The sequence below is a fragment of the Klebsiella sp. FDAARGOS_511 genome, assembly GCF_003812845.1.
Lineage (GTDB): Bacteria > Pseudomonadota > Gammaproteobacteria > Enterobacterales > Enterobacteriaceae > Klebsiella > Klebsiella grimontii.
In genome coordinates this window covers 3,536,783-3,554,818 of sequence record NZ_CP033824.1, presented here as the reverse complement: position 1 = coordinate 3,554,818, position 18,036 = coordinate 3,536,783, and the positions used below count along the sequence as shown (strand labels likewise).

At 52.9% G+C, this 18,036-nt stretch carries 15 protein-coding genes and 2 tRNA genes; 3 read left to right on the top strand and 14 right to left on the bottom strand.

Annotated features, from left to right (window positions below):
• Positions 1-65: 65 nt before the first annotated feature.
• The 8 genes from pnp to EGY08_RS18065 form a co-directional block, all read right to left on the bottom strand.
• Positions 66-2,204, bottom strand: a complete 2,139-nt coding sequence (gene pnp / locus EGY08_RS18105) for a polyribonucleotide nucleotidyltransferase (RefSeq protein ID WP_004125649.1) — start codon at positions 2,202-2,204, stop codon at positions 66-68.
• A 241-nt stretch (positions 2,205-2,445) separates the two neighbouring features.
• A complete protein-coding gene (rpsO, locus tag EGY08_RS18095) occupies positions 2,446-2,715 on the bottom strand; it encodes a 30S ribosomal protein S15 (RefSeq protein ID WP_002918244.1) in 270 nt (89 codons plus the stop codon).
• 147 nt (positions 2,716-2,862) lie between these two features.
• Positions 2,863-3,807: a tRNA pseudouridine(55) synthase TruB gene (gene truB, locus EGY08_RS18090; RefSeq protein WP_123828725.1), complete on the bottom strand. Its 945-nt coding sequence runs from the start codon at positions 3,805-3,807 to the stop codon at positions 2,863-2,865.
• Positions 3,807-4,208, bottom strand: a complete 402-nt coding sequence (gene rbfA, locus EGY08_RS18085) for a 30S ribosome-binding factor RbfA (protein ID WP_004106092.1) — start codon at positions 4,206-4,208, stop codon at positions 3,807-3,809. The genes truB and rbfA overlap by 1 nt, the downstream gene beginning before the upstream one ends.
• 91 nt (positions 4,209-4,299) lie before the next feature.
• The gene (gene infB, locus EGY08_RS18080; protein WP_004125655.1) at positions 4,300-6,990 is read right to left on the bottom strand and encodes a translation initiation factor IF-2; all 2,691 of its coding nucleotides are present in this window, start codon (positions 6,988-6,990) and stop codon (positions 4,300-4,302) included.
• A gap of 24 nt (positions 6,991-7,014) precedes the next feature.
• Positions 7,015-8,502, bottom strand: coding sequence for a transcription termination factor NusA (gene nusA / locus EGY08_RS18075; RefSeq protein ID WP_004125657.1), 1,488 nt, complete (start codon positions 8,500-8,502; stop codon positions 7,015-7,017).
• 27 nt (positions 8,503-8,529) lie between these two features.
• Complete coding sequence (rimP, locus tag EGY08_RS18070; protein ID WP_004125659.1) at positions 8,530-8,982, bottom strand: ribosome maturation factor RimP; 453 nt, start codon at positions 8,980-8,982, stop codon at positions 8,530-8,532.
• 206 nt (positions 8,983-9,188) lie between these two features.
• Positions 9,189-9,265: transfer RNA gene (locus EGY08_RS18065), tRNA-Met, on the bottom strand.
• Positions 9,266-9,572: 307 nt separating this feature from the next.
• Here EGY08_RS18065 and argG point away from each other — a divergent pair.
• The 3 genes from argG to EGY08_RS18050 all read left to right on the top strand — a co-directional run bounded on the left by argG (position 9,573) and on the right by EGY08_RS18050 (position 12,547).
• A complete protein-coding gene (gene argG / locus EGY08_RS18060; RefSeq protein WP_004125661.1) occupies positions 9,573-10,916 on the top strand; it encodes an argininosuccinate synthase in 1,344 nt (447 codons plus the stop codon).
• Positions 10,917-11,081: 165 nt separating this feature from the next.
• Positions 11,082-11,711, top strand: a complete 630-nt coding sequence (locus tag EGY08_RS18055) for a winged helix-turn-helix transcriptional regulator (protein ID WP_123829436.1) — start codon at positions 11,082-11,084, stop codon at positions 11,709-11,711.
• 284 nt (positions 11,712-11,995) lie between these two features.
• The gene (locus EGY08_RS18050) at positions 11,996-12,547 is read left to right on the top strand and encodes a YfaZ family outer membrane protein (protein ID WP_004125665.1); all 552 of its coding nucleotides are present in this window, start codon (positions 11,996-11,998) and stop codon (positions 12,545-12,547) included.
• Positions 12,548-12,584: 37 nt separating this feature from the next.
• Here EGY08_RS18050 and EGY08_RS18045 read toward each other — a convergent pair whose 3' ends face one another.
• From EGY08_RS18045 to ftsH, 6 genes are all read right to left on the bottom strand, one after another.
• Positions 12,585-12,980, bottom strand: a complete 396-nt coding sequence (locus EGY08_RS18045; RefSeq protein ID WP_004125667.1) for a hypothetical protein — start codon at positions 12,978-12,980, stop codon at positions 12,585-12,587.
• Positions 12,981-13,127: 147 nt separating this feature from the next.
• Positions 13,128-13,214: transfer RNA gene (locus EGY08_RS18040), tRNA-Leu, on the bottom strand.
• Positions 13,215-13,228: 14 nt separating this feature from the next.
• Positions 13,229-13,558, bottom strand: coding sequence for a preprotein translocase subunit SecG (secG, locus tag EGY08_RS18035; RefSeq protein ID WP_004125669.1), 330 nt, complete (start codon positions 13,556-13,558; stop codon positions 13,229-13,231).
• Between the two features lie 227 nt (positions 13,559-13,785).
• Positions 13,786-15,123: a phosphoglucosamine mutase gene (glmM, locus tag EGY08_RS18030; RefSeq protein ID WP_004125671.1), complete on the bottom strand. Its 1,338-nt coding sequence runs from the start codon at positions 15,121-15,123 to the stop codon at positions 13,786-13,788.
• Positions 15,116-15,964, bottom strand: a complete 849-nt coding sequence (gene folP / locus EGY08_RS18025) for a dihydropteroate synthase (protein ID WP_004125673.1) — start codon at positions 15,962-15,964, stop codon at positions 15,116-15,118. The genes glmM and folP overlap by 8 nt, the downstream gene beginning before the upstream one ends.
• A gap of 97 nt (positions 15,965-16,061) precedes the next feature.
• A complete protein-coding gene (ftsH, locus tag EGY08_RS18020) occupies positions 16,062-17,996 on the bottom strand; it encodes an ATP-dependent zinc metalloprotease FtsH (RefSeq protein ID WP_004854549.1) in 1,935 nt (644 codons plus the stop codon).
• Positions 17,997-18,036: the final 40 nt, after the last annotated feature.

The following is an 18,036-nucleotide window of genomic DNA, read 5'->3' as shown; positions in this document are numbered from 1 at the left end:
CCGGCTGCAAACAGGGCGTCCTGCCCGTAATGCGCCCTCCGCTATGCGGAGGGCAAACGGCAACCTTACTCGCCCTGCTGTTCGGCAGCCGGAGCTTCCGGCGCAGCCGCAGGCTGAGTTTGTTCAGTTGCTTCTTTGATGCTCAGACGGACACGGCCCTGACGGTCAACTTCCAGTACCTTAACCGGCACTTCCTGACCCATCTGCAGATAGTCGGTCACTTTCTCAACGCGCTTGTCGGCGATTTGAGAGATGTGGACCAGACCTTCTTTACCGCCGCCAATGGCAACAAACGCGCCAAAGTCAACGATGCGGGTCACTTTACCGTTATAGATACGGCCAACTTCGATCTCAGCGGTGATCTCTTCGATACGACGAATCGCGTGCTGCGCTTTGTCGCCGTCGGTTGCCGCGATCTTCACTGTACCGTCGTCTTCGATTTCGATAGTGGTGCCGGTTTCTTCGGTCAGCGCACGAATAACGGAACCGCCCTTACCGATGACGTCTTTAATTTTGTCCGGGCTGATTTTGATCGTGTGGATACGCGGTGCGAATTCAGAGATATCGCCGCGCGGCGCGTTAATCGCCTGTTCCATCACGCCCAGGATGTGCAGACGCGCACCTTTAGCCTGGTTCAGAGCAACCTGCATGATCTCTTTGGTGATACCTTCAATTTTGATATCCATCTGCAGAGCAGAGATACCTTCGCGGGAACCCGCTACTTTGAAGTCCATATCGCCCAGGTGATCTTCATCGCCCAGAATGTCAGACAGTACGACGAAGTTGTCGCCTTCCTTCACCAGACCCATTGCGATACCCGCAACGGCGGCTTTCACCGGCACGCCTGCGTCCATCAGCGCCAGAGAAGCGCCACAGACGGAAGCCATGGAGGAGGAACCGTTAGACTCGGTGATTTCAGAAACCACGCGAACGGTGTACGGGAACTCTTCGATAGTCGGCATAACGGCCAGGACGCCGCGTTTAGCCAGACGACCGTGACCGATTTCACGACGCTTCGGAGAACCAACCATTCCCGTTTCGCCTACGGAGTACGGAGGGAAGTTATAGTGGAACAGGAAGGAATCCGTGCGCTCGCCCATCAGCTCATCGATGTTCTGCGCATCACGTGCGGTACCCAGCGTCGCGGTAACCAGCGCCTGAGTTTCGCCACGGGTAAACAGTGCGGAACCGTGGGTACGCGGCAGAACACCGGTACGGACGTCCAGACCACGAATCATATCTTTTTCACGACCATCGATACGCGGCTCACCGGCCAGTACGCGGCTACGAACCACGTTTTTCTCGATTGCGTGCAGGATTTCACCCAGTTCGTTAGCGTCCAGGGATTCATCTTCCGCAACCAGGGTTGCGATAGTTTCAGATTTGATCACGTCAACCTGAGCATAACGCTCTTGTTTGTCGGTGATACGGTAAGCATCGCTCAGGCGAGATTCAGCCAGCGCGGCAACGCGCGCGTTCAGCGCCGCATCAACCACTTCCGGCTGCCAGTCCCAACGCGGTTTACCGGCTTCTTTCACCAGGTCGTTGATGTTCTGAATAACAACCTGCTGCTGGTCGTGACCAAACACAACCGCGCCCAGCATCTGGTCTTCGCTCAGCAGTTCAGCTTCGGATTCAACCATCAGTACTGCGGCTTCGGTGCCTGCAACAACCAGATCCAGTTTGCTGGACTTCAGCTCTTCCTGGGTCGGGTTCAGCACGTACTGGTCATTAATATAACCAACGCGAGCGGCGCCAATTGGGCCGTTGAACGGAATACCAGACAGGGACAGGGCTGCGGAAGCACCAATCATCGCGACGATATCCGGGTTAACCTGCGGGTTAACGGAAACCACGGTCGCAATAACCTGAACTTCGTTGACAAAACCTTCCGGGAACAGCGGGCGAACCGGACGGTCAATCAGACGCGCGATCAGGGTTTCGCCTTCGCTCGGACGGCCTTCACGACGGAAGAAACCACCCGGGATTTTACCTGCAGCGTAGGTACGCTCTTGATAGTTAACGGTCAGCGGGAAGAAATCCTGGCCTGGTTTCGCTTTTTTCTGGCCCACAACGGTAACGAATACCGCGGTGTCATCCATGCTAACCATAACGGCAGCAGTTGCCTGGCGCGCCATCATGCCGGTCTCCAGGGTTACGGTATGTTGGCCGTACTGGAATTTACGAACGATCGGATTAAGCAAAATTCTATCCTTATATCTATAGATGATGTCAAATCCACGATAAGACATCGTATGACCCGATCTTCTGCATCCTCGCGACTAATGACAACCTTTACCCGCCCCTGCGAGTCAAGCCTCTCATTAGCCGCGCGAACCTCTGCATGAAGATCATTAATAGCAACAATACATGAGTTTTTAATGAATTGCTGCCGCCCGGTCGAAAAAAGGGGCCGTGAGGCCCCTTCTTCTGAAACTCGCAGAATTAGCGACGCAGACCCAGACGCTCGATCAGCGCAGAGTAACGTGCAACATCTTTACGTTTCAGGTAGTCGAGCAGTTTACGACGCTGAGAAACCATGCGCAGCAGACCACGACGGCTGTGGTGATCTTTTTTGTGCTCTGCAAAGTGACCCTGCAGGTGGTTGATCTGTGCAGTCAGCAGTGCAACCTGAACTTCAGTAGAACCGCTGTCGTTTTCGCCACGACCGAACTCAGAAACGATTTTTGCTTTAGCTTCAACGCTTAGAGACATTTTCGAACTCCAAAATTAAAAGAAAGAAAGGGTGCCGATCTCTAATTCAGCAACCCCTGATATAACGCCCGCAAATGTTAAATCACTTTGGCGAGCGTTAAGCGGCGATATTCTACTCGCAGCAGCCTTTTATCGCAAGGAAAGCGCTCAGGCAGGGTATTCAACCACCAGACGACGAGGCGCAACGCGGCCTTCATCATCAATTTCCCCCATACCAAGAAACTTCTCTTCCGCACCTTCCGTGACGCGAACCAGTCCCTGCAGCGGCGCGCCCGATGTACGAATCGGGTTACCGTTTTTAAAGTAGACGGCTGAGGTTTCCGGAATATTAATCAACGGGTAATCCGAAGCCGGACTGTCCATCGGCATCAGCAGCGGGTCCAGCAGCTGGGCGGCGGGAATATCCTGCGCATTGGCCTGTTCGACCAGCGCCTGCAGCTGCTCCAGCGTCACCATTCGTTCGACAGGATATTTACTGACCGCCAGGCGACGGAGGAAAGTGACGTGCGCGCCGCATCCTAGTTTCTCGCCTAAATCATCAATAATCGTGCGAATGTAGGTGCCTTTCGAGCAGTGGATTTCCAGCTCAAGCTCGCTACCCTCATGACGAATAAATAGCAGTTCGTATACCGTAATCGGCCGGGATTCACGCGGTACTTCAATCCCCTGTCGGGCATATTCGTACAGCTTTTTCCCCTGGTATTTCAGCGCCGAATACATCGAGGGTATCTGCTGAGTTTCGCCGCGGAAGCCGTCAAGCGCGGCTGCCAGCTGCTCTGGGCTAAAAGTCAGCGGACGCTCTTCCACCACCTGACCATCGGCATCAGAGGTATCGGTGCGCTGTCCGAGCTTTCCAATCACGCGGTAGCGCTTGTCAGAATCGAGCAGATACTGGGAAAACTTTGTCGCTTCCCCGAGGCAAATCGGCAGCATACCGGTCGCCAGCGGATCCAGCGCCCCCGTGTGCCCTGCCCGGTTGGCATTATAAAGCCGTTTGACTTTCTGCAACACGTCATTGCTGGATGCGCCTTGCGGTTTATCCAGCAACAGAACGCCGTGCACATCGCGGCCGCGACGACGAGGACGACTCATTAGTCCTCCTTGCTGTCGTCCGGGTTCACACGACGCTCATCGTCATGTTTCACCACGCTGGTCACCAGATTCGACATGCGCATCCCTTCGACTAACGAATTATCGTAGAAAAACGTCAGTTCCGGCACGATACGCAGGCGCATCGCTTTGCCCAGCAGCGAGCGAATAAAACCAGACGCTTCCTGCAAAGCCTTGATGCCCGCTTTCACGGCGGCTTCGTCTTTATCGTTCAGGAAGGTCACAAACACTTTGGCATAGGCCAGGTCGCGGGACATTTCAACGCCTGAAACGGTCGTCATCATGCCCAGACGCGGGTCTTTAATTTCGCGCTGCAGGATGATTGCGATCTCTTTTTGCATCTCCTGGGCCACGCGCTGCGGGCGACCAAATTCTTTCGCCATAATAAATTCTCCAGACAAATAAGGGGGCCACGCGGCCCCCTTTAATTTTGTATAACCGGGTGGCGCTGCGCTTCCCCGGCCTACTAAACGATTAATCGATGGTACGTTGAATCTCGATGATTTCGAACACTTCGATCATATCGCCGACGCGAACGTCGTTGTAGTTCTTAACGCCGATACCACATTCCATGCCGTTACGGACTTCGTTTACGTCATCTTTGAAGCGGCGCAGGGATTCCAGCTCGCCTTCATAGATAACCACGTTGTCGCGCAGAACGCGGATTGGGTTGTGACGCTTAATCGTACCTTCGGTGACCATACAGCCCGCGATGGCGCCGAATTTCGGCGATTTGAACACATCACGCACTTCAGCCAGACCGATGATCTGCTGTTTCAGTTCCGGAGACAGCATGCCGCTCATCGCAGCTTTCACTTCGTCGATCAGATGGTAAATGACGGAGTAGTAGCGCAGATCCAGGCTTTCCGCGTCGATAACTTTACGCGCAGATGCATCAGCACGAACGTTAAAGCCAACCAGAATCGCGTTGGATGCGGCCGCCAGGGTTGCGTCGGTTTCGGTAATACCACCTACGCCGGAACCGATGATCTTCACTTTCACTTCGTCGGTAGACAGTTTCAGCAAGGAGTCGGAGATCGCTTCCACAGAACCCTGAACGTCCGCCTTGAGGACGATGTTCACTTCGTGAACTTCGCCTTCGGTCATGTTGGCGAACATGTTCTCCAGCTTAGATTTCTGCTGACGAGCCAGTTTAACTTCACGGAATTTGCCCTGACGATACAGCGCAACTTCACGCGCTTTCTTCTCGTCACGCACGACGGTCACTTCGTCGCCAGCAGCCGGTACGCCAGACAGGCCGAGGATTTCCACCGGAATGGATGGACCCGCTTCCAGCACTTCCAGACCCAGTTCGTTACGCATCGCACGAACGCGACCGTATTCGAAACCGCACAGGACGATGTCGCCTTTATGCAGCGTACCTTCGCGTACCAGAACGGTTGCAACCGGACCACGACCTTTATCGAGGAAGGATTCGATCACCGCGCCGCTCGCCATACCGTTGCGAACCGCTTTCAGCTCCAGAACTTCAGCCTGCAGCAGGATAGCATTCAGCAGATCGTCAATACCGGTACCGGCTTTAGCGGATACAGGGATGAACTGCGCTTCGCCGCCCCACTCTTCCGGCATAACGCCGTACTGAGAGAGCTCGTTTTTAACGCGATCAAGGTCCGCTTCCGGCTTATCGATTTTGTTCACCGCAACGACCAGAGGTACCTGCGCCGCTTTCGCGTGCTGGATAGCTTCGATAGTCTGCGGCATCACGCCGTCGTCTGCCGCCACGACCAGAACCACGATATCCGTCGCCTGCGCACCACGAGCACGCATAGAAGTAAACGCGGCGTGACCCGGGGTATCCAGGAAGGTGATCATACCGTTGTCGGTTTCAACGTGGTACGCACCGATGTGCTGGGTAATACCGCCCGCTTCGCCAGAGGCCACTTTCGTTGAACGAATGTAGTCCAGCAGAGAGGTTTTACCGTGGTCAACGTGACCCATGATGGTCACAACCGGTGCGCGCGGTTCAGCCGCAGCGCCGGTGTCACGGTCACTCATTACCGCTTCTTCCAGCTCGTTTTCACGACGCAGGATAACTTTGTGGCCCATCTCTTCGGCAACCAACTGCGCGGTTTCCTGGTCGATGACCTGGTTAATCGTCGCCATGGCGCCCAGCTTCATCATCGCTTTGATGACCTGAGAACCTTTGACGGCCATCTTGTTGGCCAGATCGCCAACGGTGATGGTTTCGCCGATGATAACATCACGGTTAACCGCCTGAGCCGGCTTCTGGAAGCCTTGCTGCAGAGCAGAACCTTTACGATGCTTACCGCCTTTACCACCGCGAACGGCCGCACGGGCTTCTTCACGATCGGCTTTCGATTCAGCGTGTTTGTTGCCTTTCTTAGCCGGGCGCGCTGCTTTCGCATTACGTCCACGGCCACGACCGCCTTCAACTTCACGATCGTTGTCGTCTTCAGCCTGACGCGCATGCTGAGAAGTCGTTACGTGATAGTCAGTGGTCTCTTCAGGAGTTTCTGGCGCTTCAGTCCAGTTCTTTTCATTTTCTTGAGCCATACGGCGTGCTTCTTCCGCTACACGGCGCGCTTCTTCTTCAAGTTTGCGGCGTGCTTCTTCTTCCGATTTGCGCTTGAGCTCCGCAGCTTCGTTTTCGCGGCGTTGCTTTTCAGCCTGGGCGGTTTTGGTCATATCGTCGGTTTGTTGATTGCTCACTTTGTCTTTTTCCGCGGCTTCACGTTTCGCTTTATCGGCGAGTTCACGTTTCGCTTGTTCTGCGGCCTCACGTTCAGCTTTTAATTGCGCCTCGCGTTTGGCTGATTCTTCAGCTTCACGACGGGCTTGCTCTTCCGCTTCACGCTGCGCCTGCTCTTCCGCGGCAAGGCGTTCGGCCTCTTGCGGATCGCGTTTCACAAAGGTGCGTTTCTTGCGGACTTCGATTTGTACCGATTTGCTCTTTCCACCGGTACCCGGAATATTTAACGTGCTGCGCGTTTTGCGCTGCAGCGTCAGCTTGTCGGGCGCCGAGCCGTGTTCACGGTTCAGGTGCGTCAACAAGGTTTGCTTCTCTTGCGCGGTCACAGAATCATCAGCCGATTTGCGGATCCCTGCATCAGCAAACTGCTGTATCAGGCGATCCACAGAGGTCTGAATCTCTGAGGCCAGCGCTTTAATGGTCACATCTGTCATGCTGTTCCTTCCTGCTACAGTTTATTACGCTTCGTCGCCGAACCAACAAATATTACGAGCGGCCATGATAAGTTCTCCGGCTTTCTCGTCGGTCAAGCCTTCGATATCAGCCAGATCATCAATGCCCTGCTCGGCGAGATCTTCCAGCGTACAAACACCACGGGCGGCCAGGGTGAATGCCAGAGCGCGATCCATACCTTCGAGATTCAACAGATCGTCGGCAGGTTTGCTATCTCCCAGGCTCTCTTCTTTGGCCAGCGCCAGCGTGGTCAGCGCGTTTTTCGCCCGCTCACGAAGTGCTTCAACGGTCGCTTCATCCAGACCGTCGATTTCCAGCAGTTCCTTCATTGGCACATAGGCCAGTTCTTCCAGAGTGGCGAAACCTTCTTCAACCAGCAGCGTGGCGAAATCTTCATCAATATCAAGATATTTAGTGAAGGTATCAATCGCTGCATGGGCTTCGGCCTGATGCTTAGCCTGGAGGTCGTCAACGGTCATGACGTTGAGCTCCCAGCCGCTGAGCTGAGATGCCAGACGTACGTTCTGACCGTTACGGCCAATGGCCTGCGCCAGGTTGCCCGCTTCTACTGCGATATCCATGGTGTGCTTGTCTTCATCTACCACGATAGATGCGACGTCAGCCGGAGCCATGGCATTAATCACGAACTGAGCCGGGTTATCGTCCCAAAGCACGATATCAATACGCTCGCCGCCCAGTTCAGTCGAGACAGCCTGAACGCGCGCGCCGCGCATACCGACGCAGGCGCCAACCGGATCGATACGCTTGTCGTTAGTTTTAACAGCGATTTTGGCACGAGAGCCAGGATCGCGTGCAGCCGCTTTAATTTCGAGAACTTCTTCACCAATTTCCGGTACTTCAATGCGGAACAGTTCAACCAGCATTTCCGGCTTGGAGCGAGTCACGAACAGCTGCGCGCCGCGCGCTTCCGGACGAACTGCGTACAGTACGCCGCGGATACGGTCACCCGGACGGAAGTTCTCACGAGGCAACATGTCTTCGCGCAGGATCACGGCTTCAGCATTGTTGCCCAGATCCAGCGTAATGTTGTCGCGGTTCACTTTCTTCACTACGCCCGTGATGATTTCACCTTCGTGCTCACGGAACTGATCGACCACCATCGCGCGTTCGGCTTCACGTACTTTTTGTACGATAACCTGCTTGGCGGTCTGCGTAGTGATACGGTCAAAGGTAACAGATTCAATCTGGTCTTCGACGTAATCGCCGGGATTCATGCTTTCATCTTCGTAGCGCGCAGCTTCCAGCGTGATTTCGCGCGTCGGCTGGGTCACTTCTTCCACAACCAGCCAGCGACGGAATGTGTCGAAATCACCGCTTTTACGATCGATTTCTACGCGAACGTCGATCTCTTGCTCATATTTTTTCTTGGTAGCCGTTGCTAGCGCACTTTCCAACGCTTCGAAAATTTTCTCACGCGGCAGCGCCTTTTCGTTGGAAACGGCTTCAACAACAGCCAAAATTTCTTTGTTCATCGGGGCCTTTCACCTCAATCCAGACTGTTAAAAGTGGGGAACCAGGTTCGCCTTCTGGATGTTACTCAGCGCGAACACTTCATCTTTGCCTTCGACGGTTACCGTGATCATCTCACCGTCTACCGCTTTGATAAGGCCCTGCCATTTGCGTCGGTTCTGCACCGCCATACGCAAAACCAGCGAAACTTCTTCGCCAATGAAACGCTCATAGTGCTCGGCGGTAAACATAGGACGATCGAGACCAGGGGAAGAAACTTCCAGGTTATAAGCGACTGTAATTGGGTCTTCTACGTCCATAACAGCACTGACCTGGTGGCTCACATCAGCACAATCATCAACATTGATGCCATCTTCACTATCAATATAGATGCGCAGTGTGGACGTGCGACCGCGAATAAATTCGATGCCGACCAGCTCAAAGCCAAGCGCTTCAACTGGCGCAGTGAGCATCTCTGTTAATTTTTGCTCTAATGTGGACAAACCCACCCCCAAGACATAAAAAAAGGGCGTATAGCCCAGTTATTCTGAAGTCAGATAACAAAAAACCCCGATAAATCGGGGCTTTAGATAACTGAACCCTGAGATCGCAACTGCGATCTGGAACACTTTCCAGAAGAATTCTTTCAAATTCGTCTACGAAGGACCCGGTCCTCACAGTATATTTGAAAAAGTACTTAATGGGAAAGTGGTTGCGGGGGCCGGATTTGAACCGACGACCTTCGGGTTATGAGCCCGACGAGCTACCAGGCTGCTCCACCCCGCGCCTGAAACGTGGCATATTTTACTCGTTTTGAGCAAAAGACGCAAATACTGCTGGGATTTGGTACCGAGAGACGGGACATAAAATCGTAGTGAATTGTATTGATACTTCATATATTTTGTCAACATGAATTTCACATTGCCAGGTTTCGGTTCATGCTGGTATTTCTGGGTTTTTTGGCAAAAAGCGGCTCAGCCTCTTCCTGTCGCCAGCAAAAAATGATTAAATGAAAACTCACAATTAATGCATAAACATGCAATAAAGATTGTTGAGTCAAACTCACCACAGTCTATCTAGCAGGGTTTTATTTATGACGACGATTCTCAAGCATCTCCCGGTTGGCCAACGTATTGGTATTGCTTTTTCTGGTGGGCTGGATACCAGCGCCGCGCTGCTGTGGATGCGTAAAAAGGGAGCAGTCCCTTATGCATATACCGCCAATCTGGGACAGCCAGACGAAGACGATTACGAGGCCATTCCTCGTCGTGCCAAAGAGTATGGTGCTGAAGGGGCTCGTCTGATCGACTGCCGTAAGCAACTGGTTGCGGAAGGCATCGCCGCGATCCAGTGCGGCGCATTTCATAACACCACCGGCGGATTGACCTACTTTAATACCACTCCGCTGGGCCGCGCAGTGACCGGTACCATGCTGGTCGCGGCCATGAAGGAAGACGGTGTTAACATTTGGGGCGACGGGAGTACCTATAAAGGCAACGATATCGAACGTTTCTATCGTTACGGCCTGCTGACCAACGCTGAGCTGAAAATTTACAAACCTTGGCTGGATAGCGACTTTATCGATGAGTTAGGCGGCCGCCAGGAGATGTCAGAGTTTATGATCTCCTGCGGGTTTGACTATAAAATGTCCGTTGAAAAAGCCTACTCAACCGACTCCAATATGCTGGGCGCCACGCACGAAGCTAAAGATCTTGAGTTCCTGAACTCCAGCGTCAAGATTGTGAACCCGATTATGGGCGTCAAGTTCTGGGACGAAAGCGTCAAAATCCCGGCGGAAGAAGTCACCGTTCGCTTTGAACAAGGCCACCCGGTTGCGTTAAACGGACAAATCTTTAGCGATGACGTTGAGATGATGCTGGAAGCTAACCGCATCGGCGGCCGCCATGGTCTGGGTATGAGCGATCAGATCGAAAACCGTATCATCGAAGCGAAGAGCCGCGGCATTTATGAAGCCCCGGGCATGGCGCTGCTGCATATTGCCTATGAGCGTCTGCTGACCGGTATTCATAACGAAGATACCATTGAGCAGTACCATGCGCACGGTCGTCAACTGGGTCGTCTGCTGTATCAAGGGCGCTGGTTCGACTCCCAGGCGCTGATGCTTCGCGACGGCCTGCAGCGCTGGGTAGCAAGTCAAATCACTGGCGAAGTCACGTTAGAACTGCGTCGCGGCAACGATTACTCCATTCTGAATACTGTCTCTGATAATCTGACCTATAAAGCAGAGCGTCTGACGATGGAAAAAGGTGACTCGATGTTCTCCGCTGAGGACCGTATCGGCCAGCTGACGATGCGCAATCTGGATATCACCGATACTCGCGATAAGCTGTTTGGCTACGCGCAGTCCGGACTGCTGACCGCCTCTTCCGCCACCGGTTTACCGCAGGTGGAAAATCTGGAGAATCGCGATAAATAATCCGCAAAAACGTTCCAGCCGGCCTTAACCCGCCGGCTTTTTTACTCTCGCAATAAATCCTAAATAACATAACCAATTAATTGCTATAACTGATGATATAGAAACTTTCAATAATCACAGCCTATAATTGGTGAACGCCTTTATAGTTATTCCGAGAGGATCATGATGAATATTAAGCATCCCGTCAGGCCACAAGCCCATATCGATCGTCTAATGGCCATGCTGGAACCGCATGCCACACCGCTGAATGTTGTCGCTCGCAAAAGGCTAAGCTGGGAATATAAAGGAAAAATCCAGCTCTATCTTTTCAAGAAAGGCGGGCTATCCATTTTTCGTTCATCGGATAGGTTACTGATGGTCACGGTGTATGAACCGCACTTGTTTGGCGTGGCTGAGATGCTACAACCGAGCCGTAGCCATGGTCTACGCGCGGAAATTGACTCAGAGATATTGCGGATTGACAGCGACATCGCGATGCAGCTATTCAGTCAGCACAGCATGTGGGAAGAAGTCACCAGACTGCTGGCCTATCATACTTCTTATTTAGTGTATCGTGACGATCTAGTCTTACAGCAGCGTACTTATTCCGTGATTCGCAATCACTTAATGGAAATGATCCTGTTATCAGAGGAAACCCGGCTGCGGGTATCTATTCTGGAATACATTCAGGACCGAACACACCTCTCCCGTAGCAGCATTCTCAATGTGCTATCAGCCTTGAAAAAAGGGGCCTATATCGAGTATGCCCGCGGCGGTTATTTACAAAGTATCGCCTCCCTGCCTGAGAAATTTTAACGCCTTCCCCCGTTCCTTTGTCGTCTCCCGCTATCGTTTAAATTTAAACGTATAAACGATAACGGCGAACGATAAATACTTTTATGCTGGGAGTCCGTGTCAATCGACAGCTGGATAAATTAATTATTCAATAGCATCATTCATCGGTTGGCCTGAATGCGGATACCTGCACCGTATGTATAGCATCGGCGCTGGGTAACAGCGAAAAAAGCTTAATCCAGAATCCCGTTAATTTTGCCCGAACAATCGTATCGGGCATTTTTTTACCCGAAGGAATATGAAAAATGCGCATGTTTACCGCAAAGCCTATCCTGCTAATCGCTACTCTCTGTACCAGCAGTACCGCCTTCGCCTCCCTCAACCTCCACGGCGAAGCCGGTTCAGAGTTTACCAATCTGTCGGCAAGCTTTGGCGCGGAGCACCCCGGCATGGCCGTTAGCGGTAACTGGGCGCACAGCGATAATGATGGTGATACGGCAGGATTAGGGCTGGGTTACAATTTTAATCTCGGCCCGTTTCTGTTAACCGCTGGCGGAAAAGCGCTATACCTGAATCCGAAAGATGGGGATGAGGGCTACGCTATCGCGCTCGGAGGAGGCGCGCAGTTACCGCTTGGCGACTTCGTTACTCTGTTCGGCGAGTCTTATTATTCACCTGATTCCATGTCCAGCGGCGTAAATGATTACCTCGAAGCGAATGCCGGTGTCAGGATAAATATCATTAAGTCTATGAACATTGAAGCGGGTTATCGCTACATCAATATGACAGGCAAGCATGACCATCGCGATAATAAACTTGCGGATGGCGCCTATGCAGGTTTCAATTTCCGCTTCTAATCGTTTAACCAGGGGTTGCCAATCGGCAATCCCTGGTTCATGCAACCGAAGGGACAGACTTCAGCAATTTGTTAATCTCCTGCAAGCCCGCGATATTGTTCTCTTTACGGTAGACATCATTCATTGAAGATATTTGCTCCAGTTTGGTTAACGCACCGTAGACCTGGTACGCTTCACCGTCTTTATTAAAGACATCTCGATTATCCGCATCCTGTAAATAGTTGTCTTTAAGCGACTGGCTGAGCTTGCCGATTAGCATACTGTTATCCTGAAAACAGCTGACTACCTTTGCCGACGCCTGCGCGGGTTCCGAATTCGCGATCACCGGTACAAGGATAGTATTCAGGGTATCAACCGTTTCTGGAGATGAATGACGACTACATCCAGCCAGGCCTAATATGCTGGCAATGATAACTATTTGAAAAGTACGCATGGCGTCACTGTACCTCGTCTAAAAATTGATGAGGATGACTTTAGCGATTTAGCAGGGGTCAAAACCAGCGCAGTGTTGTTTATAAATAAACAACGGATAGGGAAATAAAAACGAAAAAAGACGCTTTCAGCGTCTTTTTTCAAAAATTGGTACCGAGGATGGGACTCGAACCCACAAGCCCGTTAGGGCACTACCACCTCAAGGTAGCGTGTCTACCAATTCCACCACCTCGGTACGGATACTACTTATCAGTGCGGGATGTCGCTGCTCGGCTGCGCCGGCGCTGTCTGCTGAGTTTGCTCAGTTTTCGGAGCGCTCAGATTATCCCACTCACTTCCTTTATTGGTCTTGTTGCTGTTGATATTGCCCAGCGCCAGACTGATGATGAAGAACAGCGCAGCCAGGATACCAGTCATACGGGTCATGAAGTTACCAGAACCGCTGGATCCAAACAGAGTGCCGGAAGCGCCTGCTCCGAAGGAGGCTCCCATATCAGCGCCTTTACCTTGCTGCAGCATAATCAGACCCACAAGGCCAATTGCCACAATAAGGAAAACAACTAAAAGAGCTTCGTACATAATCAACCTGTTCCTTGCGGATTTGCCGCATACCAAGTGCTTCGACCAATAAAGCGGGACGTTTTAACGTTTCCCACTGAAGCGGGTGTGAATACTAACCAAAGCGAATGACCTTCGCAAGGGCAATTTCAGTGCATTGTATCAAGTGCGGAAAAAAACAGCAAAAAGCGATTTCTATCGACTAAAAAGGCGGCAGCCGTCGCCTTTTTAGTCACTTAACAAAGAGATTAAACGCTTTTGACGGCATCGGCGATACGATGGGCAAATTCGTGCACCTGCTCTTCATGCTCGCCTTCCACCATAACGCGAATCAGCGGCTCTGTGCCTGATTTACGCAGCAGTACGCGACCCCGATTTCCCAGCGCCGCTTCTACTTCCGCGGTTACTGCTTTTACATGCTCATGTTCCAGCGGGTTGCCGCTACCTTCAGTAAAGCGAACATTAACCAGAAGCTGCGGGAACATTTTCATTCCGCTGCACAGGTCGTGCAGACTCATATGGTTACGCACCATCGCCGCCACCACCTGCAGGCTGGCGACTATCCCATCCCCCGTCGTGGTTTTATCCAATAAGATCACATGGCCGGAGTTTTCTGCGCCAATGCGCCAACCTTTCTCCTGCAGTTTCTCCAGCACATAGCGGTCGCCTACCTTCGCGCGAACGAATGGAATGCCCAGCTGTTTAAGCGCCAGTTCAAGTCCCATGTTGCTCATGAGCGTCCCAACAGCGCCGCCCCGCAGCCCCCCCTGACGCAGGCCCTCACGGGCAATGATATAGAGGATCTGGTCACCATCAACTTTGTTGCCTTCGTGGTCCACCATAATGACCCGATCGCCATCACCATCGTAAGAAATACCCAGGTCGGCTTTTTCCGCCAGTACACGCGCCTGCAGGGCACGAACATCCGTCGCCCCGACCTCTTCATTGATGTTGAGGCCATCAGGCTCACAGCCCATCGCAATAACCTGAGCGCCCAGCTCGCGGAAAACATTCGGCGCAATGTGATAAGTCGCCCCGTGAGCGCAGTCGACCACCACCTTCAAAGCATTGAGGCTAAGCTCGTTCGGAAAGGTGCCTTTGCAAAACTCGATATAGCGACCAGCGGCGTCGACGATACGACTGGCTTTACCCAGCTCGGCGGAATCGACGCAGGTCAGCTCTTTTTCCATTTCGGCTTCAATGGCTTCCTCTACCTCATCCGGCAGCTTGGTGCCTTCGATAGAGAAGAATTTGATGCCGTTGTCATAGAACGGATTATGTGAAGCGGAAATGACAATCCCGGCTTCCGCGCGGAAGGCGCGCGTCAGATAAGCAATTGCCGGCGTTGGCATCGGCCCGGTAAAAGAAGCGGATAATCCCGCAGCAGCCAGGCCAGCCTCCAGCGCGGACTCCAGCATATAGCCTGAGATACGGGTATCTTTACCAATAATAATCTTCCGTGAGCCGTGACGTGCCAGCACCTTACCAGCTGCCCAGCCCAGCTTTAATACAAATTCTGGCGTTATTGGCGCATCGCCTACGCGGCCACGAATACCATCTGTACCAAAATATTTGCGGTTACTCATAACGTTTATTTTCCTTAGCGGCCAGGGTAGCTTCCACCACGCGCAGCGCTTCTACCGTTTCTTTGACATCATGGACGCGAATAATCTGCGCGCCCTGCATTGCAGCAATGACAGCGCAGGCCAGGCTGCCACTCAGGCGCTCCGTCGGCCCGACATTGAGCAACTGACCTACCATCGACTTACGCGACATACCTACCAGCAGCGGAAGACCAAAATGATGGAACTCTCCCAGTCGGGCAAGCAGTTCATAATTATGAGAAAGATTTTTACCGAAACCGAATCCCGGGTCGAGCAACAATTTATCTTTTGCGATACCGGCACGTTCGCAGCGCACAATATGTTCGACAAAAAAGCGCTCAACGTCAGCAAACACGTCCGCGTACTTCGGCGCGTCCTGCATTGTCTTCGGCTGGCCCTGCATATGCATCAGACACACCGGCAAGCCCGTTTCAGCCGCAGCCTCCAGCGCTCCCGGTTCGGTCAGCGAACGGATATCATTGATGATATGCGCGCCAACACGCGCCGACTCGCGAATCACTTCCGGTTTTGAGGTATCAACAGAGATCCAGACTTCAAAGCGCTGGGCAATCGCCTCCACCGTCGGAATGACTCGCGCCAGCTCTTCCTCGACGCTGACATCCGCAGCCCCCGGACGCGTCGACTCCCCACCGATATCAATGATAGTCGCCCCGGCATTGATCATCAGATTGGCGTGTTTAACGGCTTCGACCAGCGTGTTGTGAGTCCCGCCGTCAGAGAAAGAATCCGGAGTAACGTTAAGAATACCCATCACATGTGGGTGAGAGAGATCGAGGGTTGAGCCCTGGGCTACAAGTTTCATCGCTAAATCCCTGAGTCAGAGAAAGGTTGAAAAAGAAAAACCCCGGAGCATATGCTCAGGGGTTTTAAAAAGTACAACAGCGTCAATAACGGCTAACTTATTTGTCGCCCAGCTGTTCTGACATGGTATTGCCCGGGTTTGGCGTACGCGGTTCATCAACCGGACGCGGCGCACGCGGCGTGCCATTGTTGTCAGAATTGTTGGACGAGCCCGGTTCTTCCCAGCCAGCTGGCGGGCGAACATCGCGGCGAGCCATCAGGTCATCTATCTGCGGGGCGTCGATGGTTTCATATTTCATGAGCGCATCTTTCATCGCGTGCAGGATGTCCATGTTATCGTTCAGCAACTGGCGTGCACGATTGTAGTTACGCTCAATCAGTGACTTCACTTCCTGGTCGATAATGCGCGCCGTTTCATCGGACATATGCTTCGCTTTCGCGACGCTGCGGCCAAGGAAAACTTCACCTTCTTCTTCGGCATACAGCAGCGGGCCGAGTTTGTCAGAGAAGCCCCACTGAGTCACCATGTTACGCGCCAGGTTGGTCGCGACTTTGATGTCGTTCGACGCACCGGTAGAAACATGCTCTACGCCGTAGATAATCTCTTCCGCCAGACGACCGCCGTAAAGGGTAGAAATCTGGCTTTCCAGCTTCTGACGGCTGGCGCTGATCGCGTCGCCTTCAGGCAGGAAGAAGGTAACGCCCAGCGCGCGACCGCGCGGAATAATCGTCACTTTGTGTACCGGATCGTGTTCCGGCACCAGGCGACCAATAATTGCGTGACCGGCTTCGTGATACGCGGTGGACTCTTTCTGCGCTTCCGTCATCACCATGGAGCGACGTTCCGCACCCATCATGATTTTGTCTTTCGCTTTCTCGAATTCAACCATCGATACAACGCGCTTGTTGCCACGAGCGGCAAACAGCGCAGCTTCGTTCACCAGGTTTGCCAGGTCAGCACCGGAGAAGCCAGGCGTACCGCGGGCGATAATTGCCGCGTCGATATCCGGCGCCAGCGGTACGCGACGCATATGTACTTTCAGAATCTGTTCACGACCGCGGACATCCGGCAGACCGACCACAACCTGACGGTCAAAGCGGCCTGGACGCAGCAGCGCAGGGTCAAGAACGTCCGGACGGTTGGTTGCCGCGATAACGATAATACCTTCGTTACCTTCGAAGCCGTCCATCTCTACCAGCATCTGGTTCAGCGTCTGCTCACGTTCATCGTGACCACCACCCAGGCCAGCGCCACGCTGACGGCCCACGGCGTCGATTTCATCGATAAAGATGATGCACGGTGCCGCTTTCTTGGCCTGTTCGAACATGTCGCGCACGCGGGATGCACCGACACCAACGAACATTTCAACGAAGTCAGAGCCGGAAATCGTGAAGAATGGAACCTTGGCTTCACCCGCGATGGCTTTTGCCAGCAAGGTTTTACCGGTACCCGGAGGGCCGACCATCAGGACGCCTTTCGGGATTTTACCGCCCAGCTTCTGGAAACGGCTCGGTTCACGCAGATATTCAACCAGTTCACCCACTTCTTCTTTCGCTTCGTCACAACCGGCGACATCGGCAAAAGTGGTTTTGATCTGGTCTTCCGTCAGCATACGCGCCTTACTCTTACCGAACGACATGGCGCCTTTGCCACCGCCGCCCTGCATCTGGCGCATAAAGAAGATCCAGACGCCGATAAGAAGCAGCATCGGGAACCAGGAGATGAAGATAGAAGCCAGCAGGCTCGGTTCTTCTGGCGGCTCACCTACCACCTTGACGTTTTTAGTCAGAAGGTTATCAAGCAGCTTAGGATCGTTCACCGGGATGTAGGTCGTGTAACGGTTACTATCTTTCTTGGTAACGTTTATCTCACGTCCGTTGATACGCGCTTCGCGAACCTGGTCCTGATTGACCTCCTGCAGGAAGGTAGAATAATCCACCTTGCGGCCATTCGACTCGCTGGGCCCAAAGCTCTGGAATACTGACATCAGCACAACGGCAATGACCAGCCAGAGTATTAGGTTTTTCGCCATGTCACTCAAGGGATTAACCTCATATTACAACTGTGTTAAA